Raw genomic sequence first — 22268 nt, 5'->3', positions numbered from 1 at the left:
GCTCACTGCCCGCGCTTGTCGAGCAGCAGTGCACGGGCACTGTCAGCACGCACGTCGTGGGTCGCGACCATGCGCTCGACCAGCCACTGCACTTCGTCGCCCTTGGCTCCGGCGGACAGCGCCACGTTGCGTGCATGCAGCGCCATATGCCCACGCTGGATACCTTCGGTGGCCAGGGCCCGCAAGGCGCCCAAGTTCTGTGCCAGGCCAACGGCGACGGCGATTTCACCGAGTTCCTGGGCAGTTTTCACCCCTAGAATACGCAGCGACACTTGCGCCAGCGGATGAGTCTTGGTGGCGCCGCCGACCAGGCCCAGGGGCATGGGCATTTCCAGGGTACCGACCAGGTGGCCCTGGCTGTCTTTCTCCCAGGTGGTCAGCGAACCGTAGTGACCGCTGCGGCAGGCGTAGGCATGCGCACCGGCTTCCACCGCGCGCCAGTCATTGCCGGTGGCAACCACCAAAGGGTCGATGCCATTCATGATGCCCTTGTTGTGGGTGGCGGCGCGATACGGGTCGATGGCAGCGAAGGTGTAGGCATCGATCACGCCTTCGATCACCTCTTCACCGCTGTACTCGGCGGTGGCCAAGTGTTCCGGGGCGATGCGCAACTGCGCGCGGCACAGGCGCAGGTCAGCCAGGTTGGACAGGATGCGCAGGCGCACTTTGCCGCCGGTGAGGCGCTCCATCAGCGGCGCCACGGCCTCGGCCATGGTGTTGACGGTATTGGCGCCCATGGCGTCGCGCACGTCGACGATCAGGTGCGCCACCAGCATCGGCCCGCGCGGACTGTCGGCGAAGGTGTGCACTTCGATGTCCCGGCAACCCCCTCCCAGCGTGTTCAGTAACTGATCCTTGCTGTTGGCCAGGGCGATGATTTCGTCTTTGTTGCGCAGCAGGCTCAAGCGCGCATTAAACGGGTCGCGTAGGCCGATGATCTGCACCTGCGCGCGCATCAACGGCGCACTGCTGGAGGTCTGGAAACCACCGGCCGGGCGGGTCAACTTGGCCATGAACGATGCGGCGGCGACCACCGACGGCTCCTCTACCACCAGCGGGATCACCACGTCGCGACCGTTGATACGGAAGTTGCTGGCGACGGCGTACGGCAACTCGAATTTGCCGATGACGTTCTCGATCATACCGTCGGCGATTTCCAGCGGCAGCGCACCGGCATCGCGCAGCAACGCCAGGTCTTCGTTGCTCAGGCCGAGCAAGGGTTGCAGGTGCTCAAGGCGCTGACTGGGGGTGAGGCTGCGGAAATTGGGCAAGCGGGAATCGATCGACATGCAGGGCTCCTCAAGGAGTCATTTGTTATTGGATGCCGTCAAATTGCCCCATCTGTAGCCTTGAAAGAAGGTACAGTTTTGCCGGACAGTTCAGACACTGTACCCATAAGAAGCATCCACAAGGAATTGCAGCATGTCGCGCACGACCCTCGCGCAACAGGTGGCCAGCGCCATCGCCCAGCAAATTACCGACGGCGCCCTCAAGGCCGGCGAGAAGCTGCCGTCTCTGCGCGAATACATGCGCCTGCATGGGCATTCGAAGAACACGGTGATCACCGCCTATGAACACCTGGCCGCCGAGGGGCTGGTGGAGGCGCGCCACGGCCAGGGCTTTTTCGTGATCAAGCGCGTGGCCCACACCAGCGAAGAGGAAGACAGCCAACCCTACAACCGGGCCCTGGACACCATCTGGATGATGCGCCAGCAGTTCGTGCGCGACCCTGGCCACTCGCATCTGGGTGAAGGCTTTCCGCCAGTGGAATGGCTGATGGACATGCGCCTGGACAAGTTCCACCGCCAGGTCGTGCGGGCCGGCGTGACCACGCTGTTTCGCTATGGCACACGCCTGGGTAATGCCGGACTGCGCACACGGCTGGTGCAAAAACTGGCGGACTACGCGCTGCCCGTCTCACCGCGCCAACTGGTGACCACCCTGGGCGCCAACCACGCGATGGACCTGATCATCCGTCGTTACCTCAACCCCGGCGACCCGGTCCTGGTGGAAGACCCCGGTTACTACCCGCTGTTCGGCAAGCTGCAATTGCAAGGCGCGCGCATGTTCGGTGTGCCTCGCGAGCCCGACGGGCCGAACCTGCAGGTGCTGGAGCAGTTGATCAAGGCTCATCGCCCGCGCCTGTTCTTCCTGCAGTCCATCGGCCACAACCCCACCGGCTCGGACCTGTCCCCGGCCAAGGCGCACCAACTGCTGCGGATCGCCGAGACCTACGACCTGCTACTGGTGGAAAACGATGCAATGGCCGACTTCAAGCCCAGCTCCGCGATCAAGTTGTCCGCCCTCGACCAGCTCAACCGCACGCTGTACGTCGGCAGTTTTTCCAAATCGGTGTCGGCAGCGTTGCGTGTGGGGTTTATCGCCGGCAGCAAACAACGCGTGGAAGAACTGGCGGACATCAAGATGATCCTGCACAACAGCGGCGCCGAATACAGCGAGCGCACTATCGACGTGATCCTCGGCGAAGGGCAGTTTTTACGGCACCTGTCGCGCCTGCAAGACCGCCTGCGCCACGCCACCGCTCGCGGCCTCGACCTGCTCGACGACCTCGGCGCCGAGGTGTTTTGCCGCCCGGAGCAGAGCCTGTACCTGTGGGCACGCTTCCCGAATATCGAGGATGCGAACGTGCTCACCCGGCACTGCCTGGCACAGGGCGTGATGCTCGCGCCCGGCTCGATCTTCTCGACCCAGCCCAAAGATACCTCGCCCTGGACCCGCCTGAACGTGGCGTACCTGGATGACCCGGTCTTTTGCCGGATCATCCGTGAGCTGCGATAAGCCCTTTTGACAGAAGGGTGCTGGGCACGGTGATGGGCAAGCGTGCGGAGATGGTTGGGGGCGTGGTGTTGATGCTGGTGGGCGCGACAATTCTGTACGAACACCTCTAGGCCTGAAGCCTGACCCACCTGTAGGAGCGAGCTTGCTCGCGAAAAACTCAAGGGCACCGCCTTTATCCTGGATAGCCGCGTTATCGTTGACGTTCTTCGCGAGCAAGCTCGCTCCTACAGACAAGCATGGGCCTGGCGTTTGTCGATGTGAATATCCTGGTCGCGGCGGCGGCGATTGGCCTGGTGACCCTCGGCATGATGCTTGGCCGGTGGTGGGCAAGCGTGCTGAAATGGTTGGGGGCGTGGTGTTGATGCTGGTGGGTGCGACAATTCTGTACGAACACCTTTCGGCCTGAACCCTGCCCCACCTGTAGGAGCGAGCTTGCTCGCGAAAAACTCAAGGGCACCGCGTTTATCCAGGATAGCCGCGTTATCGTTGACGCTCTTCGCGAGCAAGCTCGCTCCTACAGACAAGCAAACGTCACGCCGCGGCGTGGCTTTCCTTTTTCAGGCTGTCCATATCGATCACAAACCGATACTTCACATCGCCCTTGAGCATCCGCTCATACGCCTCGTTAATGCCCTGGATATCGATCATTTCGATGTCCGAGACAATCCCGTGCTTGGCGCAGAAGTCGAGCATGTCCTGGGTTTCCTGGATCCCGCCAATCAGCGAGCCGGCCAGGCTGCGGCGCTTGAAGATCAGGTTGAACACCGTCGGCGACGGGTGCGGGCTGTCGGGCGCGCCGACCAGGGTCATGGTGCCGTCACGCTTGAGCAGGTTGAGGAACGCATCGAGGTTGTGCGGTGCAGCAACGGTGTTGAGGATGAAGTCCAGGCTGTTGGCGACCTTGGCCATCTCATCAGCATTCTTTGATACCACCACTTGATCGGCGCCCAGGCGCAAACCGTCTTCACGCTTGTTGGGTGAGGTGGTAAACAGCGTTACATGGGCGCCCATGGCATGGGCGATCTTCACCGCCATATGGCCCAGGCCGCCCAGGCCCACCACGCCGACCTTCTTGCCAGGGCCGACCTTCCAGTGATGCAACGGCGAATAGGTGGTGATACCCGCGCACAGCAACGGCGCCACGGCGGCCAGGTTGGACGCGTCGTGGGAAATGCGCAGCACGAACTTCTCCTTGACCACGATGCTGTCGGAGTAGCCGCCGAAGGTGTTCTCACCGCCGAATACCGGGCCATTGTAGGTGCCGGTAAAGCCGTTCTCGCAGTATTGTTCCTCGCCCTCGGCGCAGGACGCGCAGTGCTGGCAACTGTCGACCATGCAGCCGACACCGGCCAGGTCACCGACCTTGAACATCTTGACGTTGCCCCCCACTGCAGTCACGCGACCGACAATTTCATGGCCGGGCACGGAAGGATAAAGGGTGTTGTTCCATTCGTTGCGCACGGTGTGCAAGTCGGAGTGGCAGACCCCGCAGTAGAGAATGTCGATCTGCACATCATCCGCCCCCGGCGCACGGCGCTCGAAGGTGTAGGGCTTGAGGGAATCCTTGGCGTTCTGGGCGGCGTAACTGTAAGTCTTGGCCATTTCGTTCACCTGTGTGATCTGACGTTGGAAGTCAATCGACCAGCATAGACGCTCAAGCGTTCAACCGAGCACAGGCGTACAAGCCCTTCGTCCGGTTTAGCGCAATAGTGAGCCAGCGTTCTCTTCCCACCCTCCCAGGAGTTTTCCATGAGCACATTCGTTGCCAAAGACGGTACCCAGATCTACTTCAAGGACTGGGGCAGCGGCAAGCCCGTGTTGTTCAGCCATGGCTGGCCGCTGGATGCCGATATGTGGGAATACCAGATGGAATACCTGAGCAGCCGCGGCTTTCGTACCATCGCATTCGACCGCCGTGGCTTCGGCCGGTCGGACCAGCCGTGGACCGGCAACGACTACGACACCTTCGCCGACGATATCGCCCAGTTGATCGAGCACCTGGACCTCAAGGACGTGACCCTGGTGGGCTTTTCCATGGGTGGCGGCGACGTGGCGCGCTATATCGCACGCCATGGCAGCGCGCGCGTGGCCGGCCTGGTGTTGCTGGGCGCGGTGACGCCGCTGTTTGGTCAGAAGCCAGACTACCCGCAAGGCGTGCCGGCTGAAGTGTTCGACGGCATCAAGGCCGGGCTGCTGAAGGACCGTGCGCAATTCATCAGTGATTTCAACGCGCCGTTCTATGGCACCAACAAAGGCCAGGTGGTCTCCGAAGGTGTGCTGACCCAAACCTTGCAAGTGGCGTTGCTGGCCTCCCTTAAGTCGACCGTCGACTGCGTCACCGTGTTCTCCCAAACCGACTTCCGCCCCGACATGACCAAGATCGACGTGCCGACCCTGGTGATCCATGGCGACGGTGACCAGATCGTGCCGTTCGAAACCACCGGCAAAGTGGCCGCGGCCTCAATCAAGGGCGCTGAATTGAAAGTCTACAAGGATGCGCCCCACGGGTTTGCCGTGACGCATGCCCAGGCCCTGAATGAAGACCTGCTGGCCTTCTTGAACCGCTGATAGACCCGCATCATCCTCTCCTTGTTTTGGCCGGGCTTGCCCGGCCTTTTTTATTCAGGAGAAACGCTGAGTCAGGACCAGGCGACCCGCACCACTGATCAGCAACGTGGTGAAAATGATCAGCAGCAGCCAGCCGAACTGCGCCTCGAACAGCGTCCAGTCCGGATGCACCACCAGCAAGGCGATCAGCAGCACACACAGGATCGGCAAGCACGCCAGGCGCACCAGCACCCCGGCAATGATCAACAGCGGGCACAGCACTTCGGCGAAAATCGCCAGCACCAACGTGACCGTGGCCCCCAGATGAAACGGATCCTCGATCAGCTTCAATTGTTCGCTGTAGTTGAGCAGCTTGGGCACGCCATGCACCCACATCAGGAACAGCGCCCCACTCACCCGCAGAAACAACAGCCCCAGGTCCTGACATTTTGATGCGTTCATAGGTGCTCTCTTTCAGTGGACACAAAACTCGATTGTGTCGACAGAGGCACACGCAAGATTGCAAGCCTGTGCTGACCTCACTCCCCCGTGCCGGCAAACGCCGTGACGATCTCATCCATCACTACCCGCACCCTTGCGGTGTGACGCAGATCGGCGTGGGTCACCAGCCACACGTCGTACGGCAAAGGCCGCGTGCGCTCGGGCCATAAGCGCACCAGCCCATCGCGCTCGCCGGTGTACACCGGAATTTCACCGATGCCGATGCCGGCAGCAATGGAGCGGCGTACCAACAAGCTTGAACTCAAGGCCGCGACAATGCGCCCGCGCCCCAGTGGCTCGGAAACCAGGGCCAGGTCTTTCTGGCTTTGCAGGTAGGGCTGGTACACCACCAGGTCATGGCCCTCGAACAGGCTCCCCGGTTCGGGCACGCCGTGACGGTCGATGTATACCTGGGAGGCAAACAATCCTACCGGCCAACGAGCGATGCGCCGGGCGATCAGGTCGGGGTTGTCCGGGCGGGTGTTGCGCACGGCAATGTCAGCCTCGCGCTTGGCCAAGCTGAGAATCTGGGTGGAGGCGTCCAAATGCACTCGCACGTCAGGGTGCTTGTCGTGCAGGCAAGCGATGGCCGGGATCAGGAAATCGATGGCGAGGGAGTCAGTGGTGCTGACGCGCACGGTACCGGTCAGACGGTCATCCAGGCCTTGGATCTGCCGTTCCAGATCGAGCGCCGAGCGCTCCATTTTCTCCACCGAGTGCAAGGCAGCCTCGCCGACAGCCGTCAGCGCGTAGCCCTCGGAAGTGCGCAGAAACAAGGTGGCGCCCAACGACTTTTCCAGGGCATTGATGCGCCGGCCTACAGTGGCTTGATCCACGCCCAATACCCTGGCGGCGCCGCGTAATGTGGACTCCCGGCACACCGCCAGGAACATCCGCGCATCGTCCCAATTCATAGCGTTCTCCAGTGCTGCAAATATGCATCGCAGCCATGCCAAATCGCAGCATTATTGCATCACCAATCCTGGCTATGCTGGCCCCCGGAGAAAAAAACTTCAGGACAGCCATTATGCTCGACACCCACGCATCACCTCGCGGCTCAGTCTGGCTGCCGATCTTCGCCGGCCTGTGCGCCAGCCTGGTCAGCATCGGCCTGGCGCGGTTCGCCTATACACCGTTGATTCCAACCCTGATCCAGTCCCAGTGGTTTTCGGCGAATGACGTGGTCTACCTCGGCGCCGCCAACCTCGTGGGTTACCTGATCGGTGCGCTGATCGGCCGCCCCATCGCTCAACACACCTCCAATAAAACCGCGCTGCGCATCATGATGGTGGCGGTGACACTGGCATTCTTTGCCTGTGGCTTCCCGCTGTCGGTGGTGTGGTTCTTCGCCTGGCGCCTGCTGTCAGGGATTGCCGGTGGCGCAATCATGGTGCTGGTGGCCGCCACCGTACTGCCCCATGTCCCGGCCGCCCGTCGCGGCCTGGCCAGTGGCGCAATCTTCCTGGGGATCGGTCTGGGCATTGCCGGCTCTGGCACGCTGGTGCCGCCACTGTTGAGCCTGGGCTTGCAGCAGACCTGGTTTGGCCTGGGCCTGTTGGCACTGGTGTTGACGGCTGCCAGTTGGTTCGCCTGGCCCGCCGGCTCGCAACATGAAACATCAGCAGCACCGGACACCCCGGCACACACGCCCTCCGGCGTTTACCTGTTGTTCGCCCAATACGCATTTATGGCGGCGGGCCTGGTGCCGGCAATGGTATTCCTGGTGGATTACGTGGCCCGTGGCCTGGGTGCCGGTGCGCATACCGGCGCGATGATCTGGGTGATGTACGGCCTGGGCGCGATTGTGGGCCCGGTCACCTATGGGTTCCTCGCCGACAAACTCGGCGCGCGCTGGAGTATTCGCGTGGTGCTGGTGGTGCAGGCGATTGCCGTCGGTTTGTTGCCGATTGCGGGTTCGTTTATCGCCCTGGCGGTGCTGGCCGTCATCCTCGGTTCCTTCCCGCCGGGCATTGTGCCCCTGGCATTGGCGCGGGTGCATGAACTGCTGCCCAACCATCACCAGCAACAAGTGGCGTGGAGCCGCGCCACCGTGTCCTTTGCGACGTTCCAGGCACTGTCCGGGTTTGCCTACTCGGCGCTGTTCAACAGCAGCGGCGGCCAGCACGCGCTGCTATTCATGATTGCCACCGGCGCCATCGTGGTCGCACTCGCCCTGGAACTGGGCATGATTATGCTGAACCGTCGACCGCTCACTACGGTCCCAACCCATACGCTCATCGCTGCAGGTACTCTGAAATGACGCTTCCTCAAGAAATGACCCTGATTGAAATCACTACCCCTGGCGGGCCTGAGGTGCTGCAACCACGCCGGGCCGATGTGCCGGTGGCCGGTCCCGGCGAGATTCTGATCCGCGTGCACGCGGCCGGCGTCAACCGCCCGGACGCCTTGCAACGCGCCGGCAAGTACCCGATGAAACCCGGCATGAGCCCGATCCCCGGCCTGGAAGTGGCCGGTGAAGTGGTGGCCATGGGCGATGGCGTGACCGAGTACGCCGTCGGTGACAAAGTTTGCGCCCTCACCAATGGCGGCGGCTACGCCCAATACTGCGCAGTGCCCGCCAGCCAGGCGTTGCCGGTTCCCGAAGGCATGGACTGGATTCAAGCGGCGGCCATCCCGGAAACCTTCTTTACCGTGTGGGCCAACCTGTTCGGTATCGGCGGCGCCCACAACGGCCAGCGGGTGCTGATCCATGGCGGCACCAGTGGTATCGGCACGACCGCGCTGATGCTGTGCCGCGAGTTTGGCATCCAGGCGTTTGCCACCGCCGGCAGCGAAGGAAAATGTGCGGCCATTCGTGCCCTGGGCGCAGAAGCGATCAACTATCGCGAACAGGATTTCGCCCAGGTGATCGGTGATCAAGGCGTGAATGTGATCCTCGACATCATGGGAGCCTCCTACCTCAACAACAACCTCAAAGCGCTGGCGATGGACGGTCGCCTGGTGATGCTGGGGTTCCTCGGCGGTGCCAAGGCCAATGAGGTGGACTTGCTGACCATCCTCGGCAAACGCGCAATCGTCACCGGTTCGCTGCTGCGCGCACGGACCAAGGACGAAAAAGCCGCAATCGCCGACCAACTGCGCCAGCACGTATGGCCAGTGCTGTCAGCCGGACGCTGCCTGCCGATGATCGACCAGGTGTTCGATTACACCCAGGCCGATCAGGCGCATGCGCGGATGGAAGGTGGGGATCATATTGGCAAGATTGTGTTGCGGGTTGCCTGATTATTCGGCGTAAACCGGGTAATCGATATAGCCCTCTGCACCACCGCCGTACATGCCCTCCACCCGCAGCGGATTCAACGGCCACTCGTTGAACAGCCGCTGCGGCAGATCCGGGTTGGCGATGAACGGCCGCCCGAACGCGATCAAGTCCGCCAGCCCCGCCTCTACCCACCGCGCACCGCGTTCAGCGGTGTAGCGGCCGGCGTAGATGATCCGTCCGCTGAACGTCTCGCGCACGGCACGGCGGAAGGTTTCAGGCAGGTCGGGGGCGTTGTCCCAGTCGGCTTCAGCGATGGAGACGTAGGCGATGCCCGACGCTTCCAGCACCTTGATGGCTTCGATGTAGGTGTGGTGAGGGTCGTCTTCCACCAGGCCGATGTACACGCGGTCCTGATCGGTGCCACTGAACAACGGCGAGAAGCGCACGCCCAGGCGTTCCGGCCCGACCACGGCGCTCACCGCTTCAACGATCTCGCGCAGAAAACGCAGGCGGTTTTCCAACGAACCACCGTACTCATCGTCACGTTGATTGGCATGAGCCGAGATGAACTGGTTTACCAAGTAGCCATTGGCCGAATGGATTTCCACCCCATCAAACCCCGCATCCAGCGCATTGCGTGCAGCCTGGGCGTAGTGCCCGACCAGTTCTTTAACCTCCTGTGTTGCCAATGCACGTGGCACAGGCGGCTGTTTCAACTCACCCTCGCCCGGCGCCGTTTCGATAAAGGCTTTGGCTTGCAGGGCCTGAAGGGCAGACGGTGCGACTGGCGCCGCCCCTTCTGGCTGCAAGGCGTTGTGCGACACCCGACCGACATGCCACAACTGGGCAAAGATCACCCCGCCCTCGGCATGCACTGCGTCGGTGACCTTGCGCCAACCGTCAATCTGCGCCGGGGTGTAGATGCCCGGTGTCCAGGCGTAGCCTTGGCCACGCGGCTCGATCTGCGTGCCTTCGCTGACCATGAAACCGGCACTGGCCCGCTGGCCGTAATACTCGGCCATCAAGTCAGTGGCGATATCACCCGGTTGGGCGCTGCGCTGGCGCGTTAATGGCGGCAAGACAACACGGTTGTTCAGCGTATGGTGACCCAGCTTTATCGGGGTACTTAGTACATTGTCAGTCATCTAATCATTTCCAAATTCTGGACGCGCTAAAGCATTGGCGACTTATAAAAGTCGCCAATGAACCAAGCGGTCTAATTAATTAAGCGGTGAGATTCAGCAGGGCTTTAGCGACATCACTGGAACTGCCAGGATTTTGCCCAGTAACCAACAAGCCATCGGTAATGACAAAGGACTGCCAGTCAGCGCCTTTCTCATAAAGGCCGCCCAGCTTCTTGAATTCATCTTCCACCAGAAACGGCACCACATCGGTCAGCTCCACCGCCGCCTCTTCCGAGTTGGAGAACCCAGTGACGCGACGCCCCTTGACCAACGGTTCACCATTCACCGCCTTGACGTGACGCAGCGCGCCCGGTGCGTGGCAGACAAAGCCGATGGGTTTACCAGCACGCTCGAATGACTCGATCAGCGCGATCGACACCGGCGATTCGGCCAGGTCCCACAGCGGGCCGTGGCCGCCTGGGTAGAACACAGTGTCGAAATCGTCGGCGTTGACCGAGTCCAGTTTCACCGTGGTCGCCAGGGCTTGCTGGGCGGCAGGATCGGCGGCAAAGCGCCGAGTCTGTTCGGTCTGGAAGTCCGGTTGGTCACTCACTGGGTCCAGCGGCGGCTGGCCGCCGGCCGGTGAAGCCAGCACGATCTCGGCGCCGGCGTCCTTAAACGCGTAGTAGGGTGCGGCAAACTCTTCGAGCCAGAAGCCGGTCTTGCGCCCGGTATCGCCAAGCTGGTCGTGAGAGGTCAGTACCATTAATACTTTCATTTTCCAGTGCCTCGATAGGTGTGAATGTCAATTTCTTCCGGCTGACCCAACAACTGTCGGGTCAACCCCAACGCCTCATCAAAAGGCGCCGTAGTACGGGTGATCTTGCTCATGACGCTGGTCCCCAACCACAACGCATACAGGCGCCGGGCCAGGCTGTCCGGGTGTTGCGTAATCGCTACCGAGCCGTCTTCGACGCCGCCCTGCAAGGCCTCGGTCAGCAACCCGATGGTGCGTGCGGTGCCGCGTTGCAGGGCCAGGCGCATCGGCTCTGAAAGGTCTGACACTTCGGCGCCGAGTTTGACGGCAAGGCATTTGCCCGCGTCAGTGCAGCCGGTCTGGTTTTCGATCCAGCACTGCCAATAACGCATCAACTTGGCGTACTGGGTTAAGCCCGGCTGATCAAACAGTTGCTGCATGCCGTGCACGTAGTTGTCGAAGTAGTGGTCGAGCAATACAACGCCGAACGCATCTTTGGAGGTGAAGTAGTGATAAAACGAACCTTTGGGTACTTCGGCGGCTTGCAGTATTTCGTTCAGGCCCACCGCAGAAAATCCTTTGCGGCCAACAATCAATTGGGCCGTATCAAGAATGCTCTGGCGTACATTTTTAGTTTCGCTGCTCATGCTTCACCCCGTCCGATTAGACCAGTCGTCTAGTTCGTTGAGGGAATGTTAGGAGCCTGGGCAAACCCGCACAATGTCAGATCCGCAAGGATTCCGGACATGCCAAGAAGGCAGTTGCCGTTTACCCGGCACGCGCCGACAATTCCCCCTCCCGCGCCCCTTGGAGAATGACGATGCACAGCGTTGCGCTGATGGTTTACCCGAACTTCCAGTCCCTGAGCCTCAGCCTGGGTTCGGTGTTCGAGTGCGCGAACCTGCTGCGTGGCGAGCCGGCCTATGAGTTTCACCTGGTGTCGGAAAGCGGCGGCGCGGTGATGACGTCCCAGGGCTTTTCGGTGAACACCACGCCGATTCGGCCGGAGGGCTACGACACGCTGATCGTCAGCGGCTACCTGGAGTTCCGCCTGCCGGAAGCCAACCTGCTGGAACTGGTCAAGGCCGCCTCCGCCCAGTCGCGGCGCGTCGCCTCGTTGTGCATGGGCATCTTCGTGCTGGCCGAAGCAGGCTTGCTGGAAGGCAAGCGCACCACCACCCACTGGATTCACGCACCAGCCTTTCGCAAGCGCTATCCGCACATTCATTTGGAAGAAGACAAGCTGTTCGTGGTGGACGGCCAGGTGTGGACCGGCGCCGGCATGAGTGCCGGGGTGGACCTGGCACTGGCGATGGTGGAAAACGACCTGGGCAGCGATCTGGCACGGCGCATTGCACGAAAACTGGTGATCGCCCAACGCCGGGGCAGTGAACAGTCGCAGTTGTCGGCGCTGTTGGAGCTGGACCCCAAGTCGGACCGCGTGCAACTGGCCCTGGCCTATGCCCGCGAGAACCTGACCCACGACTTGTCGGTAGATGCGCTGGCCGATGTTGCCCGCCTCAGCCCGCGCCAGTTCAGTCGGGTATTCCGGGAAGAGACCGGACAAACACCGGCCAAGGCCATCGAGTCGCTGCGGGTAGAGGCGGCACGGGCGATGATGGAAACCAGTCGCCACCCGGTCGAGGTGGTCGCCCGCGAAACCGGGTTTGGTGATCGCGAGCGCATGCGCCAGGCATTTTTAAGGGCGTTCGGGCAGCCGCCGCAGGTGATGCAGCAGGCGTTTAATGCAGCGCCGCCCGCGTAATCAGGTAACTCACCAACTGCGGGTCATCCTCCAGCTCAATCGTTTGCACCGGACGCGGCAGGTTATCCAGCACCGTGCGCCAGAACGCTTGGGACACTTCATCCTGATCATAGAAGCGCACCAGCCAATCGGCCTCGCCGCTGCACAGCACCTGGCTGGCAATGGCGCGGCCAATGCCTTTGCGGCGATAGCGTTTGAGGACGAACAAGTCAGCCAGCTCCAGGGCCTCGATGCCCGGCAGCTCGCTGCCTTCGATCAATAGGAAGCCCGCGATATAGCCGTCCACCAACAGCAGGTTGGCGCTCCATTGCGGGTCCTGCCAGTAGCGGACCAGGTGTTCGTCATGGATGTAGAAACGCCCATCGGCCTCGACATCTTCCTGTTCCCAGTCAGAGGATTCATAGGCGTAGTACTGGTAAAGATTGCGGATCAGCTCGGCGTGCTCCGGGCCGGTCTGGATCAATTCGACGGTGACTTCGGGCATGAGATTCTCGGTGAAAAAACACAGGGCGCCATTGTTCACAAAACCGGTGGGCAGGCCAAGAGAGCGGCCAACCTTTCTACTTGCTGAACCGATTGCAAATAGGTGTTGCCTCGACCGAAACCTTGAAACATTTCGAATAAACTCCGCGAAATTGCCGCTCTCTTTCAAGGACACGTATTTTGACAAACGCCTGTACCGCCGGCCTGGACGTGGGTTTTGCCTCCCTGGACTACCTGCAGATCTTCATCCTGGGCGTGATCCAGGGCATTACCGAGCTGCTGCCGGTGTCGTCCACCGCCCACATGCGCGTAGTCCCCGCCCTGCTCGGCTGGCAGGACCCCGGCTCAGCATTCTCGGCGGCGATGCAGTTGGCGGCGCTGGCGGCAGTGGTCAGTTACTTCTGGCGGGATGTGCGCCAGGTGACCACCGGCAGCATCGGTGCGGTGCGCCGGGGTGACTACAACGATCGCTGGTTCAAGCTGGCGGTGGCGATTGTGCTGGCGACCCTCCCCATCGGCATCGCCGGCCTGGCGCTGTCTTCGACCCTGAACGCCTGCAACTCGCCGTTGCGCGGGTTGATGGTGATCGGCATCTCCTGCGTGGTCATGGCCGTGCTGCTGGCGGTGGCCGAAGTGCGCGCACGCCACACCCGCGAGGTGAGCGAGATGCGCCTGCGGGATGCGTTGATCGTGGGCATTGCGCAGATTGGTGCGCTGATTCCAGGGGTTTCGCGTTCCGGTTCCACGTTGACCGCCGCACTGTTCCTCAACTTCAAGCGTGAGGAAGCCGCACGGTTCTCCTTCCTGCTCGGCTTGCCCGCCATCGCCCTCGCCGGCTTGAAGGAACTGTGGGTGCTGCTGCACGCCGACATGCCCGCCCATGCCTGGCCGCATTTGCTGTTCGGCCTGGTGGTGGCGAGCATCTCGGCGTTTTTTGCGATCTGGGGCCTGATGAAGTTCCTGGAGCGGTTCTCCACCTGGCCGTTCGTGATCTATCGCGCGTTGCTGGGGATTTTCCTGATCGTAGCCGTCAGCACCGGCTTACTGTAGGAGCGAGCTTGCTCGCGAAGAATGCAAAGGCGCCGCAGCAAACCCGCAAGCCCGCGTTATCATTGACGACCTTCGCGAGCAAGCTCGCGCCTACAGTTTGCGCTCGGCCAGTTCTTCCAGCAGATCGGCCGAAGGCACGAAAAACAGCCCGCCGGTGACCGCCGTGCTGAAATCCAGCAGGCGGTCATAGTTGCCGACCGGACGGCCGACGAACATGTTTTCCAGCATCAATTCCAGAGGCTCCGGCGAACGCGCATAGCCGATAAAGTAGGTGCCGAACTCACCGGCACCGGGGCGGCCGAAAGGCATGTTGTCGCGCAGGATCTTCACTTCATCGCCGTTCTTGTCGGTGATGACTGTCAATGCACTGTGGGAATTGCTCGGTTTGGTCTCTTCGTCCAATTCGATATCCGACAGCTTGGTCCGCCCGATCACCTTCTCCTGGGCCTCCACCGTCAGGCCGTTCCAGGCTGTCATGTTGTGCAGGTACTTCTGCACCAGCACGTAGCTGCCGCCGCGAAATTCGCTGTCCTCATCACCAACAATGGTGAACCCTTCGGCCTTGCGCCCCACCGGGTTCTCGGTGCCGTCGACAAAGCCGATGATGCTGCGCATGTCGAAATAGCGGAAACCCTGGACCTCATCCACCACCTTGACGCTGTCGCCCAGGGCCGCCATCACGTGGGTGGCCAGTTCGAAGCACAGGTCCATCTGTTCGGCGCGGATATGCAGCAGGATATCCCCCGGTGTCGACACCGCTTTGCGCCCTTCAACGCCGAATTCACGAAACGGATGCAGCGCCGCCGGGCGCGGTGCGCCGAACAGCCGGTCCCACGCGTGCGAGCCAAACCCGCAGACGCAGGTCAGATTGCCCGCCGGCACGCGCTTGCCCACCGAACGCACCAAGCCGGCGATGTCCGCACACCAGCCCCGCACCGTATCTTCACTGCCAGGGGCAACGGTGGCAACCATGAAAATCGCGCTGCTGGTGATGGGATGGCAGACGGACTGCGGCTCAAGAGGCGGCTGAACGGAGGATGGTGTCATGGTGAAAGTCCAGGCTAAAGGGCGAAATTCAACCCGCGCAGATTAGCAGATCATGCCTGACAGCTCGCCCACACGTCGCGAATCAGCGCCTGCATCTTTAGCGCTTCGGCCCAGCGATCACTGATTTCGCGGCCATCCGCGTCGGTGATCGCATAGGGCGGCGGGCCCAGTTCGCAGGTGAAGGACAGGCTCTGCGGCGTATTGGGCCGGGACAGCCAGTCTTCGATCCCGTAGCGCCACCACTCGGTAAAACGCTGTACCCAGGCTTGGTGTTGGGGAAAGTCCAGGGAGACTTGCACCTGTTCGCTGCTGGCGACACGGCCGTGGAACCCCCAGCTGTGGCGCAAAATCGTGCGGATATGTTCGTCGTCTTCAGGCGTGCCCGGTTCGGGCAGTTCACGCCCGACCACGTAGTGGGACAGGTCGGCCAACAGCTTCAAATCCGGCATTTGCGCCAGCAGGTCGAGGGTGAACAGCAGATCGTTGGTGAGGCGATAACGGTGGGTTTCCAGCAACACCGGAAAATCCACCTGCTCGGCCAGGCGTTGCCAGCCTTCGATCAACCGGGCCGCCTCGGATTGAGTGCGCGGGCGTACGTCGGCTTGCAGGGTGAGGTGGTGGCAGCCATAGCGGCTGATCACCTCCAGCGCAGAGGCTAGGTCATCCACCGATTGCGGGAACAATTGGCCCTCGATCTGCAAGCCTCTTGAGCTAGCTGCCGCGTGCAAACGGGCGACATCAGCAGGTTGCCAGTAATGATCGGTAATGCCGTCAAAACCGGCGGCCTGGATGCGGTCGAGTTGGGTGTCCAGACAACCGGGTTCGGTCTGCATGGCCCACAGGGATTGGAACACCAGGAATTGGCGCATATCAGCCTCGCAGCAAGAGTTTGAGGGACAGCTCGGGGTTGGCCAGGCTGGCGGTATCAAGAGCAATCCGCGCGCTGATCAGGCGCTCGCAAAGCTTGATGTCCTTGGCCACGCTGTTGCCCGGCGCCCAACCGCAGGCGCCTTGTAAACGATGATCGGCATCGAGGTAGAACAGCAACAGGCCACCGCTCGGCAAGGAGCGGCTGACCGCTATCGGTGTGATCACGCCGACAGTTTGCAAACCCCAGTCGTACTGATCGGACCAGAAACCGGGCAGCGCCTCGAACGGCACTTCGCGCCCCAGCAGATTCAGCGCCGCATGCCGCCCCTGGGCTTCGGCATTGCGCCAGGTTTCCTGGCGCTGATAGAGACCGTCAAGGCGAAACTCACACACATCCCCGGCGGCATAGATGTTCGGCGCGCTGGTACGCAGGCACGCATCAACACGAATGCCCTGCCCCACCTCCAGCCCTGCTGCTGCCGCCAGTTCGATGTTGGGTTGCATGCCGATGCCGACCACAATCAGGTCGCAGGGCAAGCGGTGCCCGTCCACCAACAGCACGGCATCGGCCTGGATGGATTCCAGCGCCACATTCAAACGCACCTGCACACCGTGCTCGCGATGCAGATCCAGCAACGCCTGGGAGATAACCGCTGGCAGCACACGCCCCGCCAGGCGCGGCGCGGCTTCCAACACCGTCACTTCACAGCCCAGGCCACGTGCGGTCGCCGCCACTTCCAGGCCGATAAAACCACCGCCCACCACCACCAGCCGCGTGCCGGGGCGTAAGGCGCTGCGCAACGCCAGCGCTTCATCATGGGTACGCAGGTAAAGCACATTGGCCTGCGCCTGGGGCAATCGCCGCGCCCGGCCGCCGGTGGCCAACAGCAGACCGGCGTAAGGCAACCATTGGCCGTCGGCGAGTTGCAGGCGATGTTGTTGCGGTTCCAGATGAGTCACCGGGTTACCGGCGATGTGCTCTATGCCCAGTTCGGCCAGTCGCGCACTGTCGCACAAGCTGTAGCCGGCCAGCTCCGCCGTGCCCTGCAACAGGCCTTTGGACAACGGCGGCCGCTCATAGGGCAAGTGCACTTCATCACCAATCAGGATCAGGCGGCCCGTATAACCTTCTTCGCGCAGGGTCAGCGCCGCCCGGCCACCGGCATGACCGGCCCCGACGATAATCAACGGAGCGTTCATCATCAGGCCGTGACAGCGAGCAACACCCGCCCCGCTTCGACCCGCACCGGGTAGGTCTTGAGGTTGACGCACACCGGCGCGCCGAGGGCCTTGCCCGTACGATAATCGAAACGCCCGTTGTGCTTGGGGCACTCGATCACGTGGTCCATTACCAGGCCGTCGGCCAGGTGGATTTTCTCGTGGGTGCACAGGCCGGCGGTGGCGAAGAATTCATTCTCGGCCGAGCGGTACAGCGCGTAAGTGTGCGGGCCGTGGTCGAAGCGCAGCACATCTTCTTCGTCGATTTCGCCCACGGCGCAGACGTCGATCCATTGATCGTTCATGGTGTTTGTCTCCAAGTGCGTGACGTACCTTGTGGCGAGGGAGCTTGCTCCCGCTGGGCTGCGAAGCGGCCCCAAGATTAGCTATCAGGATTTGTCTGGAAGAACGGGGAGGTTTTATTGGGGCTGCTGCGCAGCCCAGCGGGAGCAAGCTCCCTCGCCACAATGGGTTGAGCGCTGGACGAAATACGTGGGATCGCTGCGCTGCTTCCAGATCGTCGGCAAGATTTCCTTGTACGCCTCGAACAGGTTGGCGTACGGCGGCGGGCAGTCGCTGCGGATCTCTTCGTGCAGTTGCGCGAGGGCGTGGTACGGCACCATCGGGTACATGTGGTGTTCGAGGTGGTAGTTCATGTCCATGTAGATAAAGCGCAGCACGCGGTTCATGTAGATGGTGCGGCAGTTGCTGCGGTGGTCCAGCACGTCTTCGGCCAGGCCGACGTGCTGGGTGAGGCCGAAGATATAGCCGAGCCAGGCACCGTAGAGGCTCGGCAGACCAATCAGCATCAGCGGCAGCCAGCTGTGCAGGTACAACGCGGTGCCAATCACCAGCGCATAAATACCGACCCAGATCCGTGCCGCGCGAAACACCTTGGGCCATTCGGATTCGGGGATGAAGTCGGCTTCCTGAGTGCTCATCTTGCCAATGGCATGCCGCGCCACACCGCTGAAGGTTTTCCAGGCCAGGGGCAGGTTGAACAGGCTCAAGAACATCATCAAAAAGCTTGGCGGGCGCGGCTCGACGATCTCCGGGTCGCGGCCGACCACGATGGTGTCGGTGTGGTGACGGGCATGGCTCCAGCGCCACACGTGGGGTTCAAAAATGCACATGAAGCTGGCGACCTGATACAGCCCGTCGTTCATCCAGCGGGTCTTGAACGCGGTGCCGTGGCCGGTTTCATGCCAGCGCGGGTTGGACGCGGTGCCGTAGAGCACGCCATAGGCGAGGAAAAACGGCACACAGGCCCAGCTGCCCCAGAACCAGTAGCCACCAAAACCGGTGGCAAACAGCGCGCTCACCCAGATGGCCGTGTCGAGCAAGGCCGGGCCGTCGCGGCGCTGCATCAGTTCTTTCATGCGTTTGCGCGAGATGGGCGACTGGTACCAGCTGGCCGAGACCAGGCCCTTTTCAGCCGCGCGGGCGGCTTCGGGGCCGGTGAGGCTGTAGTCGCGCCGGGCGGTGTGAGCGGTGTGTTCAGGCATTGTTATTGTTCTCCGCAAGCGGGTGGTTTCAGGTGCTGTGTGAAACCCACGATAGAGAACGCCTAAATCACCCTCAAGGCCTTGAATCCATTCCCTATCAAGCTATCATCCAGGCCCAGCGGGGCTTGATAGTTTTCTATCAAGACGCTCAAAGGGGCCTGTCATGAACAACAATAAACGCCCAACTATCGCCACCGTCGCCGCCCAGGCGAGGCTCAGCGTGGCCACCGTCGACCGCGTCTTGAACGCACGTGCGCCGGTCAATCCCGAGACCGCCGAGCAGGTGTTCCAGGCGGCCGAAGCCGTGGGGTATTTCGCGGCGCGGTTGATCGGCCAGCGCATTCGCGAACGCCGGCCGACCTATCGTTTCGGCATCCTGTTGCTGGCCACCGCCCAGGCGTTCTATGCCAGCCTGGCGCAAGCCATCAACTCCGCCGCCGAGCAACATGCCGGTGCCAACCTGACCTGCCAGTTCGAGTACATCGTCGATCGCACGCCCGCCGCCATCGTCGCGCAGATCGAACAACTGGCCGTGCAATGCGATGGCCTTGCGGTGGTCAGCTTTGCCCATCCGCTGATCAACGCCTGCCTCAAGCAAATCCGCGAAGCCGGTGTGCCCGTGGTGGCCCTGCTCTCGGATATCCACGAACAGGCCGAAGAACCCTACGTCGGCCAGGACAACCATGTGGTCGGTCGCACCATGGGCTGGCTGCTCGCCCGCACCTGCGGCGCTCGCAAAGGCGCCGTGGGCATCCTGCTCGGCGGCCACCGTTTCCTCGGCCACCAGGCACGGGTCGAAGGCCTGCACAGCTACCTGGCCGAGCACGCGCCGGGGCTCAAACCGTTGGAACCGCTGATCAACCTGGACAACTGCGACATCACCGAAGAAGCCACCCTCGACCTGATCAGCCGTCACAGCGACCTGCGCGGATTATGCGTGGTGGGCGGCGGTGGCGACGGCATCATCAGCGCCTTGGCGCAGTTGCCCAAGCGGCCGGCGTTGTGTTGCATCCTGCAGGAGTCGACCGCGCTGTCACGCCAGGCGCTGGGCCAGGGGTTGATCGATGTGGTGATGGATTCGCAGCCGGGGCAGACAGCGACGGCGTTGGTGCGGTTGATGGTGGAGTTGCAGAGTGCAGAGGGGTTCGATCCTGTGCGGCAGCGGGTGTATGTGCCGCCGCAGATTGTGACGTCGGAAAATAGGGAAAGCTGACGCACAAATCAACCTGTAGGAGCCGGCTTGCCGGCGATTCGCCCTCAAGGACGCTATCGCCGGCAAGCCGGCTCCTACAGAGATTTGCGGAAATCTGCAGCACTCAAGCCAAACCGACTCATCTTGTTGTACAGCCCACCCCGCGACACGTTGAGCTGCCGCGCGGCCAGGCGGATGTTGCCGCCGGTGCTGTTGAGCGCGGCGACGATGGCGTGCATTTCGTGGCTGCTCAGGTCCTGGGCGGGCGGCGCTTCGTGGGCGCGCAGCGGGGTGCGTTGGCGGCTTTCCAGCGGCAGGTCCACCGATTCGATCAGTTCTCCCATCGCCAGGTTGGTCGCCCGTTCGATGCTGTTTTCCAGCTCGCGCACGTTGCCCGGCCAGCCGTAGGCCGACAGCAGCGCCATCGCCTCCGGCGAAAAGCCCTGCACCGATTTACGCAACGAGCGCGCGCAGCGGACGAGAAAATGCTGCGCCAGCAGCGCAATGTCTTCACGGCGCATGCGCAGCGGTGGCACGGTCAGGTTCAGCACGTTGAGGCGGTAGTAGAGGTCTTCACGAAACGCGCCTTCCGCGACCGCCTGGCTGAGGTTGCGGTGGGTGGCGGCGATGATGCGCACGTTCACTTGCCGCGAGCTTTTCGCGCCCACGCGGGTGATTTCACCCTCCTGCAACACCCGCAGCAGGCTGACCTGGGCATCGAAGGACATGTCGCCAATCTCATCGAGAAAGATGGTGCCGCCATCCGCCAGTTCGAACTTGCCGGCCGAGCCGCCACGGCTGGCGCCGGTGAACGCGCCTTCGACGTGGCCGAACAGCTCGCTTTGCACCAGGTCTCGTGGAATCGCGCCGCAGTTGACCGCCACAAACGGGCCGTTGCAGCGCTCGCTGCCGTTATGGATGGCCTGGGCGAACAGCTCCTTGCCGGTGCCGCTTTCGCCAAGGATCAGGGTGGTGGAATCGCTGCGGCTGGCGATGCGTCCAAGGTGCAGCGCGCCCTGGATCGCTCGCGAGCTGCCCTGGATGGTGTCGAAGGTGTAGCTGGCCTGGGTGCCGATGAGGCGCCGGGTGATTTCGCGAATGCGGCGGTTCTCGCGCAGTGACACGATGACCCCGCCCTGTTCCAGCGGGCACACCGAGACCAGGCAGGCGAGTTGGCTGCGGTCACGCAAGTGGAAGGTGCAGTCGAGGTCGCGCACGGGTTCGCCAAGGGCGTCACTCAGCTCGCTACGGCCCAGTTGCTGGAACGGCTGCCCGATCAGCTCCAGCCCGACGCCAAACAGCTGCCGGGCATAGCGGTTGAGCGCCTTGATGCAGCCGCGTTCGTCCAGCACCACCAGGCCTTCGTTGAGCACTTCGAGGACAGTCTGCTGTTCTTCCAGCAGCCCTTGCAGGGCCATCTGCCGCGATACCGCGTCGGCCGCGGCCTGCACCGTGCCGAGGGTATGGAAGTGAAACCAGCCGGGCTCGGCGGTCAGCGTCAGCATGGCCACGGTCTGGCCCTGGGCATTCTTGATCGGCGCGGCGGCGCAATGCATGCGGCGCTGGCGCAGGCCGATGCCGAAGTTCTCCTCGGCCAGCACGTACACCAGGTGATCCTCGGCGAGCGCCAGGCCGGTGCAGTTGGTGCCTTGCACCGATTCCAGCAGGCGACTGCCCACCGGAGTGATGTCCAGCCCACAGAAATACAGGGTGGTGCCGTCGGCATCGGTGAGGTTGATATGGCCGCGCGGGTTGTAGGCCAGCAAGCCATGCATGACCTGCGCAGCCGCCTCGATCAGCACGCGGTGGGTGGCCTGGGTGGCGGCCAGCGTGTGGGCGCCAACGAAGCGGTACGTATTGTCGGCCGGGTCGATACCGGCCTGGACGCTGCGCCGCCAAGAATCCCAGATCACTTGACGCACGTGCGCCGGGCGTTCGATCTGGCCGGCCAGGCAGTCGCGCCAGGCCTGTTCCAGTGCGGCAACCGGGCCATCATTCAGCGCGGCAGGCCCCAGGGCCGTGAGGTAGTCGAGGTCTTGCACGCTGAACGCCATGCTCATTGGGCGGTATCCATGTTCATGTTTTTGACATGTCAGTATAGGCATGTCATCAAAATGAACACTTTTTGTTTATAGATAATTATTAATCGTTATTTATCAACATGTTGAAAAATGGCACACGCCTTGC

At 62.2% G+C, this 22268-nt stretch carries 21 protein-coding genes and 2 pseudogenes; 9 read left to right on the top strand and 14 right to left on the bottom strand.

The features are described from left to right. Positions 1 to 2 precede the first annotated feature (2 nt). Positions 3 to 1289, bottom strand: a complete 1287-nt coding sequence (locus HX868_RS11395) for a hydroxymethylglutaryl-CoA reductase, degradative (RefSeq protein ID WP_177002925.1) — start codon at positions 1287 to 1289, stop codon at positions 3 to 5. Positions 1290 to 1422: 133 nt separating this feature from the next. On the opposite strand from HX868_RS11395, the gene HX868_RS11390 reads away from it, so the two are divergent. From HX868_RS11390 to HX868_RS11385, 3 genes and pseudogenes are all read left to right on the top strand, one after another. Next, positions 1423 to 2799, top strand: coding sequence for an aminotransferase-like domain-containing protein (locus tag HX868_RS11390; RefSeq protein WP_095016656.1), 1377 nt, complete (start codon positions 1423 to 1425; stop codon positions 2797 to 2799). 14 nt (positions 2800 to 2813) lie between these two features. Next, positions 2814 to 2909 (top strand): annotated as a pseudogene (locus HX868_RS30720) (hypothetical protein); the annotation flags it as partial. A gap of 114 nt (positions 2910 to 3023) precedes the next feature. Then, a pseudogene (locus HX868_RS11385) lies at positions 3024 to 3205 on the top strand (manganese efflux pump); the annotation flags it as partial. A gap of 125 nt (positions 3206 to 3330) precedes the next feature. Here HX868_RS11385 and HX868_RS11380 read toward each other — a convergent pair. Beyond that, positions 3331 to 4401, bottom strand: coding sequence for an NAD(P)-dependent alcohol dehydrogenase (locus HX868_RS11380; RefSeq protein ID WP_177002924.1), 1071 nt, complete (start codon positions 4399 to 4401; stop codon positions 3331 to 3333). Positions 4402 to 4548: 147 nt separating this feature from the next. Between HX868_RS11380 and HX868_RS11375 the strand changes: the two genes are divergently transcribed. After that, positions 4549 to 5367: an alpha/beta fold hydrolase gene (locus HX868_RS11375; RefSeq protein ID WP_177002923.1), complete on the top strand. Its 819-nt coding sequence runs from the start codon at positions 4549 to 4551 to the stop codon at positions 5365 to 5367. A 54-nt stretch (positions 5368 to 5421) separates the two neighbouring features. On the opposite strand, the gene HX868_RS11370 is transcribed toward HX868_RS11375, so the two are convergent. After that, positions 5422 to 5808 carry a DoxX family protein gene (locus HX868_RS11370; RefSeq protein WP_177002922.1) on the bottom strand — a complete coding sequence of 129 codons (387 nt, stop codon included), beginning with the start codon at positions 5806 to 5808 and terminating at the stop codon, positions 5422 to 5424. Between the two features lie 77 nt (positions 5809 to 5885). Continuing rightward, on the bottom strand, positions 5886 to 6761 hold the full coding sequence (locus tag HX868_RS11365; RefSeq protein ID WP_177002921.1) for a LysR family transcriptional regulator: 876 nt from the start codon (positions 6759 to 6761) through the stop codon (positions 5886 to 5888). A 113-nt stretch (positions 6762 to 6874) separates the two neighbouring features. On the opposite strand from HX868_RS11365, the gene HX868_RS11360 reads away from it, so the two are divergent. Both HX868_RS11360 and HX868_RS11355 read left to right on the top strand, forming a co-directional pair. Beyond that, a complete protein-coding gene (locus HX868_RS11360; RefSeq protein ID WP_177002920.1) occupies positions 6875 to 8107 on the top strand; it encodes a YbfB/YjiJ family MFS transporter in 1233 nt (410 codons plus the stop codon). After that, positions 8104 to 9090 carry an NAD(P)H-quinone oxidoreductase gene (locus HX868_RS11355; protein WP_177002919.1) on the top strand — a complete coding sequence of 329 codons (987 nt, stop codon included), beginning with the start codon at positions 8104 to 8106 and terminating at the stop codon, positions 9088 to 9090. The genes HX868_RS11360 and HX868_RS11355 overlap by 4 nt, the downstream gene beginning before the upstream one ends. On the opposite strand, the gene HX868_RS11350 is transcribed toward HX868_RS11355, so the two are convergent. The 3 genes from HX868_RS11350 to HX868_RS11340 form a co-directional block, all read right to left on the bottom strand. Continuing rightward, positions 9091 to 10215 carry an alkene reductase gene (locus tag HX868_RS11350; protein ID WP_177002918.1) on the bottom strand — a complete coding sequence of 375 codons (1125 nt, stop codon included), beginning with the start codon at positions 10213 to 10215 and terminating at the stop codon, positions 9091 to 9093. Between the two features lie 79 nt (positions 10216 to 10294). Continuing rightward, positions 10295 to 10972 carry a type 1 glutamine amidotransferase domain-containing protein gene (locus tag HX868_RS11345; RefSeq protein ID WP_177002917.1) on the bottom strand — a complete coding sequence of 226 codons (678 nt, stop codon included), beginning with the start codon at positions 10970 to 10972 and terminating at the stop codon, positions 10295 to 10297. Then, positions 10969 to 11598: a TetR/AcrR family transcriptional regulator gene (locus HX868_RS11340; protein WP_177002916.1), complete on the bottom strand. Its 630-nt coding sequence runs from the start codon at positions 11596 to 11598 to the stop codon at positions 10969 to 10971. Before HX868_RS11340 ends, HX868_RS11345 begins: the two co-directional genes overlap by 4 nt. A 173-nt stretch (positions 11599 to 11771) precedes the next feature. Here HX868_RS11340 and HX868_RS11335 point away from each other — a divergent pair, with 173 nt between their 5' ends. Then, positions 11772 to 12716, top strand: a complete 945-nt coding sequence (locus tag HX868_RS11335; protein ID WP_016980127.1) for a GlxA family transcriptional regulator — start codon at positions 11772 to 11774, stop codon at positions 12714 to 12716. Here the strand turns inward: HX868_RS11335 and HX868_RS11330 are convergent. After that, a complete protein-coding gene (locus tag HX868_RS11330; RefSeq protein WP_095016664.1) occupies positions 12694 to 13200 on the bottom strand; it encodes a GNAT family N-acetyltransferase in 507 nt (168 codons plus the stop codon). The two genes, HX868_RS11335 and HX868_RS11330, sit on opposite strands and share 23 nt — an antisense overlap. 179 nt (positions 13201 to 13379) lie before the next feature. Here HX868_RS11330 and HX868_RS11325 point away from each other — a divergent pair, with 179 nt between their 5' ends. After that, positions 13380 to 14249, top strand: a complete 870-nt coding sequence (locus HX868_RS11325; protein WP_177002915.1) for an undecaprenyl-diphosphate phosphatase — start codon at positions 13380 to 13382, stop codon at positions 14247 to 14249. Between the two features lie 90 nt (positions 14250 to 14339). Here HX868_RS11325 and HX868_RS11320 read toward each other — a convergent pair whose 3' ends face one another. From HX868_RS11320 to HX868_RS11300, 5 genes are all read right to left on the bottom strand, one after another. Then, on the bottom strand, positions 14340 to 15296 hold the full coding sequence (locus HX868_RS11320) for a Dyp-type peroxidase (protein WP_095016666.1): 957 nt from the start codon (positions 15294 to 15296) through the stop codon (positions 14340 to 14342). A 50-nt stretch (positions 15297 to 15346) separates the two neighbouring features. Beyond that, positions 15347 to 16165 carry a sugar phosphate isomerase/epimerase family protein gene (locus tag HX868_RS11315; protein WP_177002914.1) on the bottom strand — a complete coding sequence of 273 codons (819 nt, stop codon included), beginning with the start codon at positions 16163 to 16165 and terminating at the stop codon, positions 15347 to 15349. Between the two features lies 1 nt (position 16166). Then, a complete protein-coding gene (locus tag HX868_RS11310) occupies positions 16167 to 17366 on the bottom strand; it encodes an NAD(P)/FAD-dependent oxidoreductase (protein ID WP_177002913.1) in 1200 nt (399 codons plus the stop codon). Between the two features lie 2 nt (positions 17367 to 17368). After that, positions 17369 to 17689: a MocE family 2Fe-2S type ferredoxin gene (locus HX868_RS11305; protein ID WP_028619741.1), complete on the bottom strand. Its 321-nt coding sequence runs from the start codon at positions 17687 to 17689 to the stop codon at positions 17369 to 17371. A 114-nt stretch (positions 17690 to 17803) separates the two neighbouring features. Further along, positions 17804 to 18889, bottom strand: coding sequence for a fatty acid desaturase family protein (locus tag HX868_RS11300; protein WP_177002912.1), 1086 nt, complete (start codon positions 18887 to 18889; stop codon positions 17804 to 17806). A gap of 163 nt (positions 18890 to 19052) precedes the next feature. Between HX868_RS11300 and HX868_RS11295 the strand changes: the two genes are divergently transcribed. Beyond that, complete coding sequence (locus HX868_RS11295; protein WP_177002911.1) at positions 19053 to 20102, top strand: LacI family DNA-binding transcriptional regulator; 1050 nt, start codon at positions 19053 to 19055, stop codon at positions 20100 to 20102. Positions 20103 to 20176: 74 nt separating this feature from the next. Here the strand turns inward: HX868_RS11295 and HX868_RS11290 are convergent, their stop codons facing one another. Further along, on the bottom strand, positions 20177 to 22141 hold the full coding sequence (locus tag HX868_RS11290; protein ID WP_177002910.1) for a sigma-54 interaction domain-containing protein: 1965 nt from the start codon (positions 22139 to 22141) through the stop codon (positions 20177 to 20179). Positions 22142 to 22268 lie beyond the last annotated feature (127 nt).

This window comes from Pseudomonas reactans, from assembly GCF_013385825.1.
GTDB classification, from domain to species: Bacteria; Pseudomonadota; Gammaproteobacteria; order Pseudomonadales; family Pseudomonadaceae; genus Aquipseudomonas; species Aquipseudomonas reactans.
Note: the sequence above shows the minus strand (reverse complement) of the source record. Positions and strands in the feature narration are given on the sequence as shown.

Bases quoted from the DNA above. Each gene is read 5' to 3' on its own strand.
- HX868_RS11395 (WP_177002925.1), bottom strand. From the start codon at position 1,289: ATGTCGATCGATTCCCGCTTGCCCAATTTCCGCAGCCTCACCCCCAGT.
- HX868_RS11390 (WP_095016656.1), top strand. From the start codon at position 1,423: ATGTCGCGCACGACCCTCGCGCAACAGGTGGCCAGCGCCATCGCCCAG.
- HX868_RS11380 (WP_177002924.1), bottom strand. From the start codon at position 4,401: ATGGCCAAGACTTACAGTTACGCCGCCCAGAACGCCAAGGATTCCCTC.
- HX868_RS11375 (WP_177002923.1), top strand. From the start codon at position 4,549: ATGAGCACATTCGTTGCCAAAGACGGTACCCAGATCTACTTCAAGGAC.
- HX868_RS11370 (WP_177002922.1), bottom strand. From the start codon at position 5,808: ATGAACGCATCAAAATGTCAGGACCTGGGGCTGTTGTTTCTGCGGGTG.
- HX868_RS11365 (WP_177002921.1), bottom strand. From the start codon at position 6,761: ATGAATTGGGACGATGCGCGGATGTTCCTGGCGGTGTGCCGGGAGTCC.
- HX868_RS11360 (WP_177002920.1), top strand. From the start codon at position 6,875: ATGCTCGACACCCACGCATCACCTCGCGGCTCAGTCTGGCTGCCGATC.
- HX868_RS11355 (WP_177002919.1), top strand. From the start codon at position 8,104: ATGACGCTTCCTCAAGAAATGACCCTGATTGAAATCACTACCCCTGGC.
- HX868_RS11350 (WP_177002918.1), bottom strand. From the start codon at position 10,215: ATGACTGACAATGTACTAAGTACCCCGATAAAGCTGGGTCACCATACG.
- HX868_RS11345 (WP_177002917.1), bottom strand. From the start codon at position 10,972: ATGAAAGTATTAATGGTACTGACCTCTCACGACCAGCTTGGCGATACC.
- HX868_RS11340 (WP_177002916.1), bottom strand. From the start codon at position 11,598: ATGAGCAGCGAAACTAAAAATGTACGCCAGAGCATTCTTGATACGGCC.
- HX868_RS11335 (WP_016980127.1), top strand. From the start codon at position 11,772: ATGCACAGCGTTGCGCTGATGGTTTACCCGAACTTCCAGTCCCTGAGC.
- HX868_RS11330 (WP_095016664.1), bottom strand. From the start codon at position 13,200: ATGCCCGAAGTCACCGTCGAATTGATCCAGACCGGCCCGGAGCACGCC.
- HX868_RS11320 (WP_095016666.1), bottom strand. From the start codon at position 15,296: ATGACACCATCCTCCGTTCAGCCGCCTCTTGAGCCGCAGTCCGTCTGC.
- HX868_RS11315 (WP_177002914.1), bottom strand. From the start codon at position 16,165: ATGCGCCAATTCCTGGTGTTCCAATCCCTGTGGGCCATGCAGACCGAA.
- HX868_RS11310 (WP_177002913.1), bottom strand. From the start codon at position 17,366: ATGAACGCTCCGTTGATTATCGTCGGGGCCGGTCATGCCGGTGGCCGG.
- HX868_RS11305 (WP_028619741.1), bottom strand. From the start codon at position 17,689: ATGAACGATCAATGGATCGACGTCTGCGCCGTGGGCGAAATCGACGAA.
- HX868_RS11300 (WP_177002912.1), bottom strand. From the start codon at position 18,889: ATGCCTGAACACACCGCTCACACCGCCCGGCGCGACTACAGCCTCACC.
- HX868_RS11295 (WP_177002911.1), top strand. From the start codon at position 19,053: ATGAACAACAATAAACGCCCAACTATCGCCACCGTCGCCGCCCAGGCG.
- HX868_RS11290 (WP_177002910.1), bottom strand. From the start codon at position 22,141: ATGAGCATGGCGTTCAGCGTGCAAGACCTCGACTACCTCACGGCCCTG.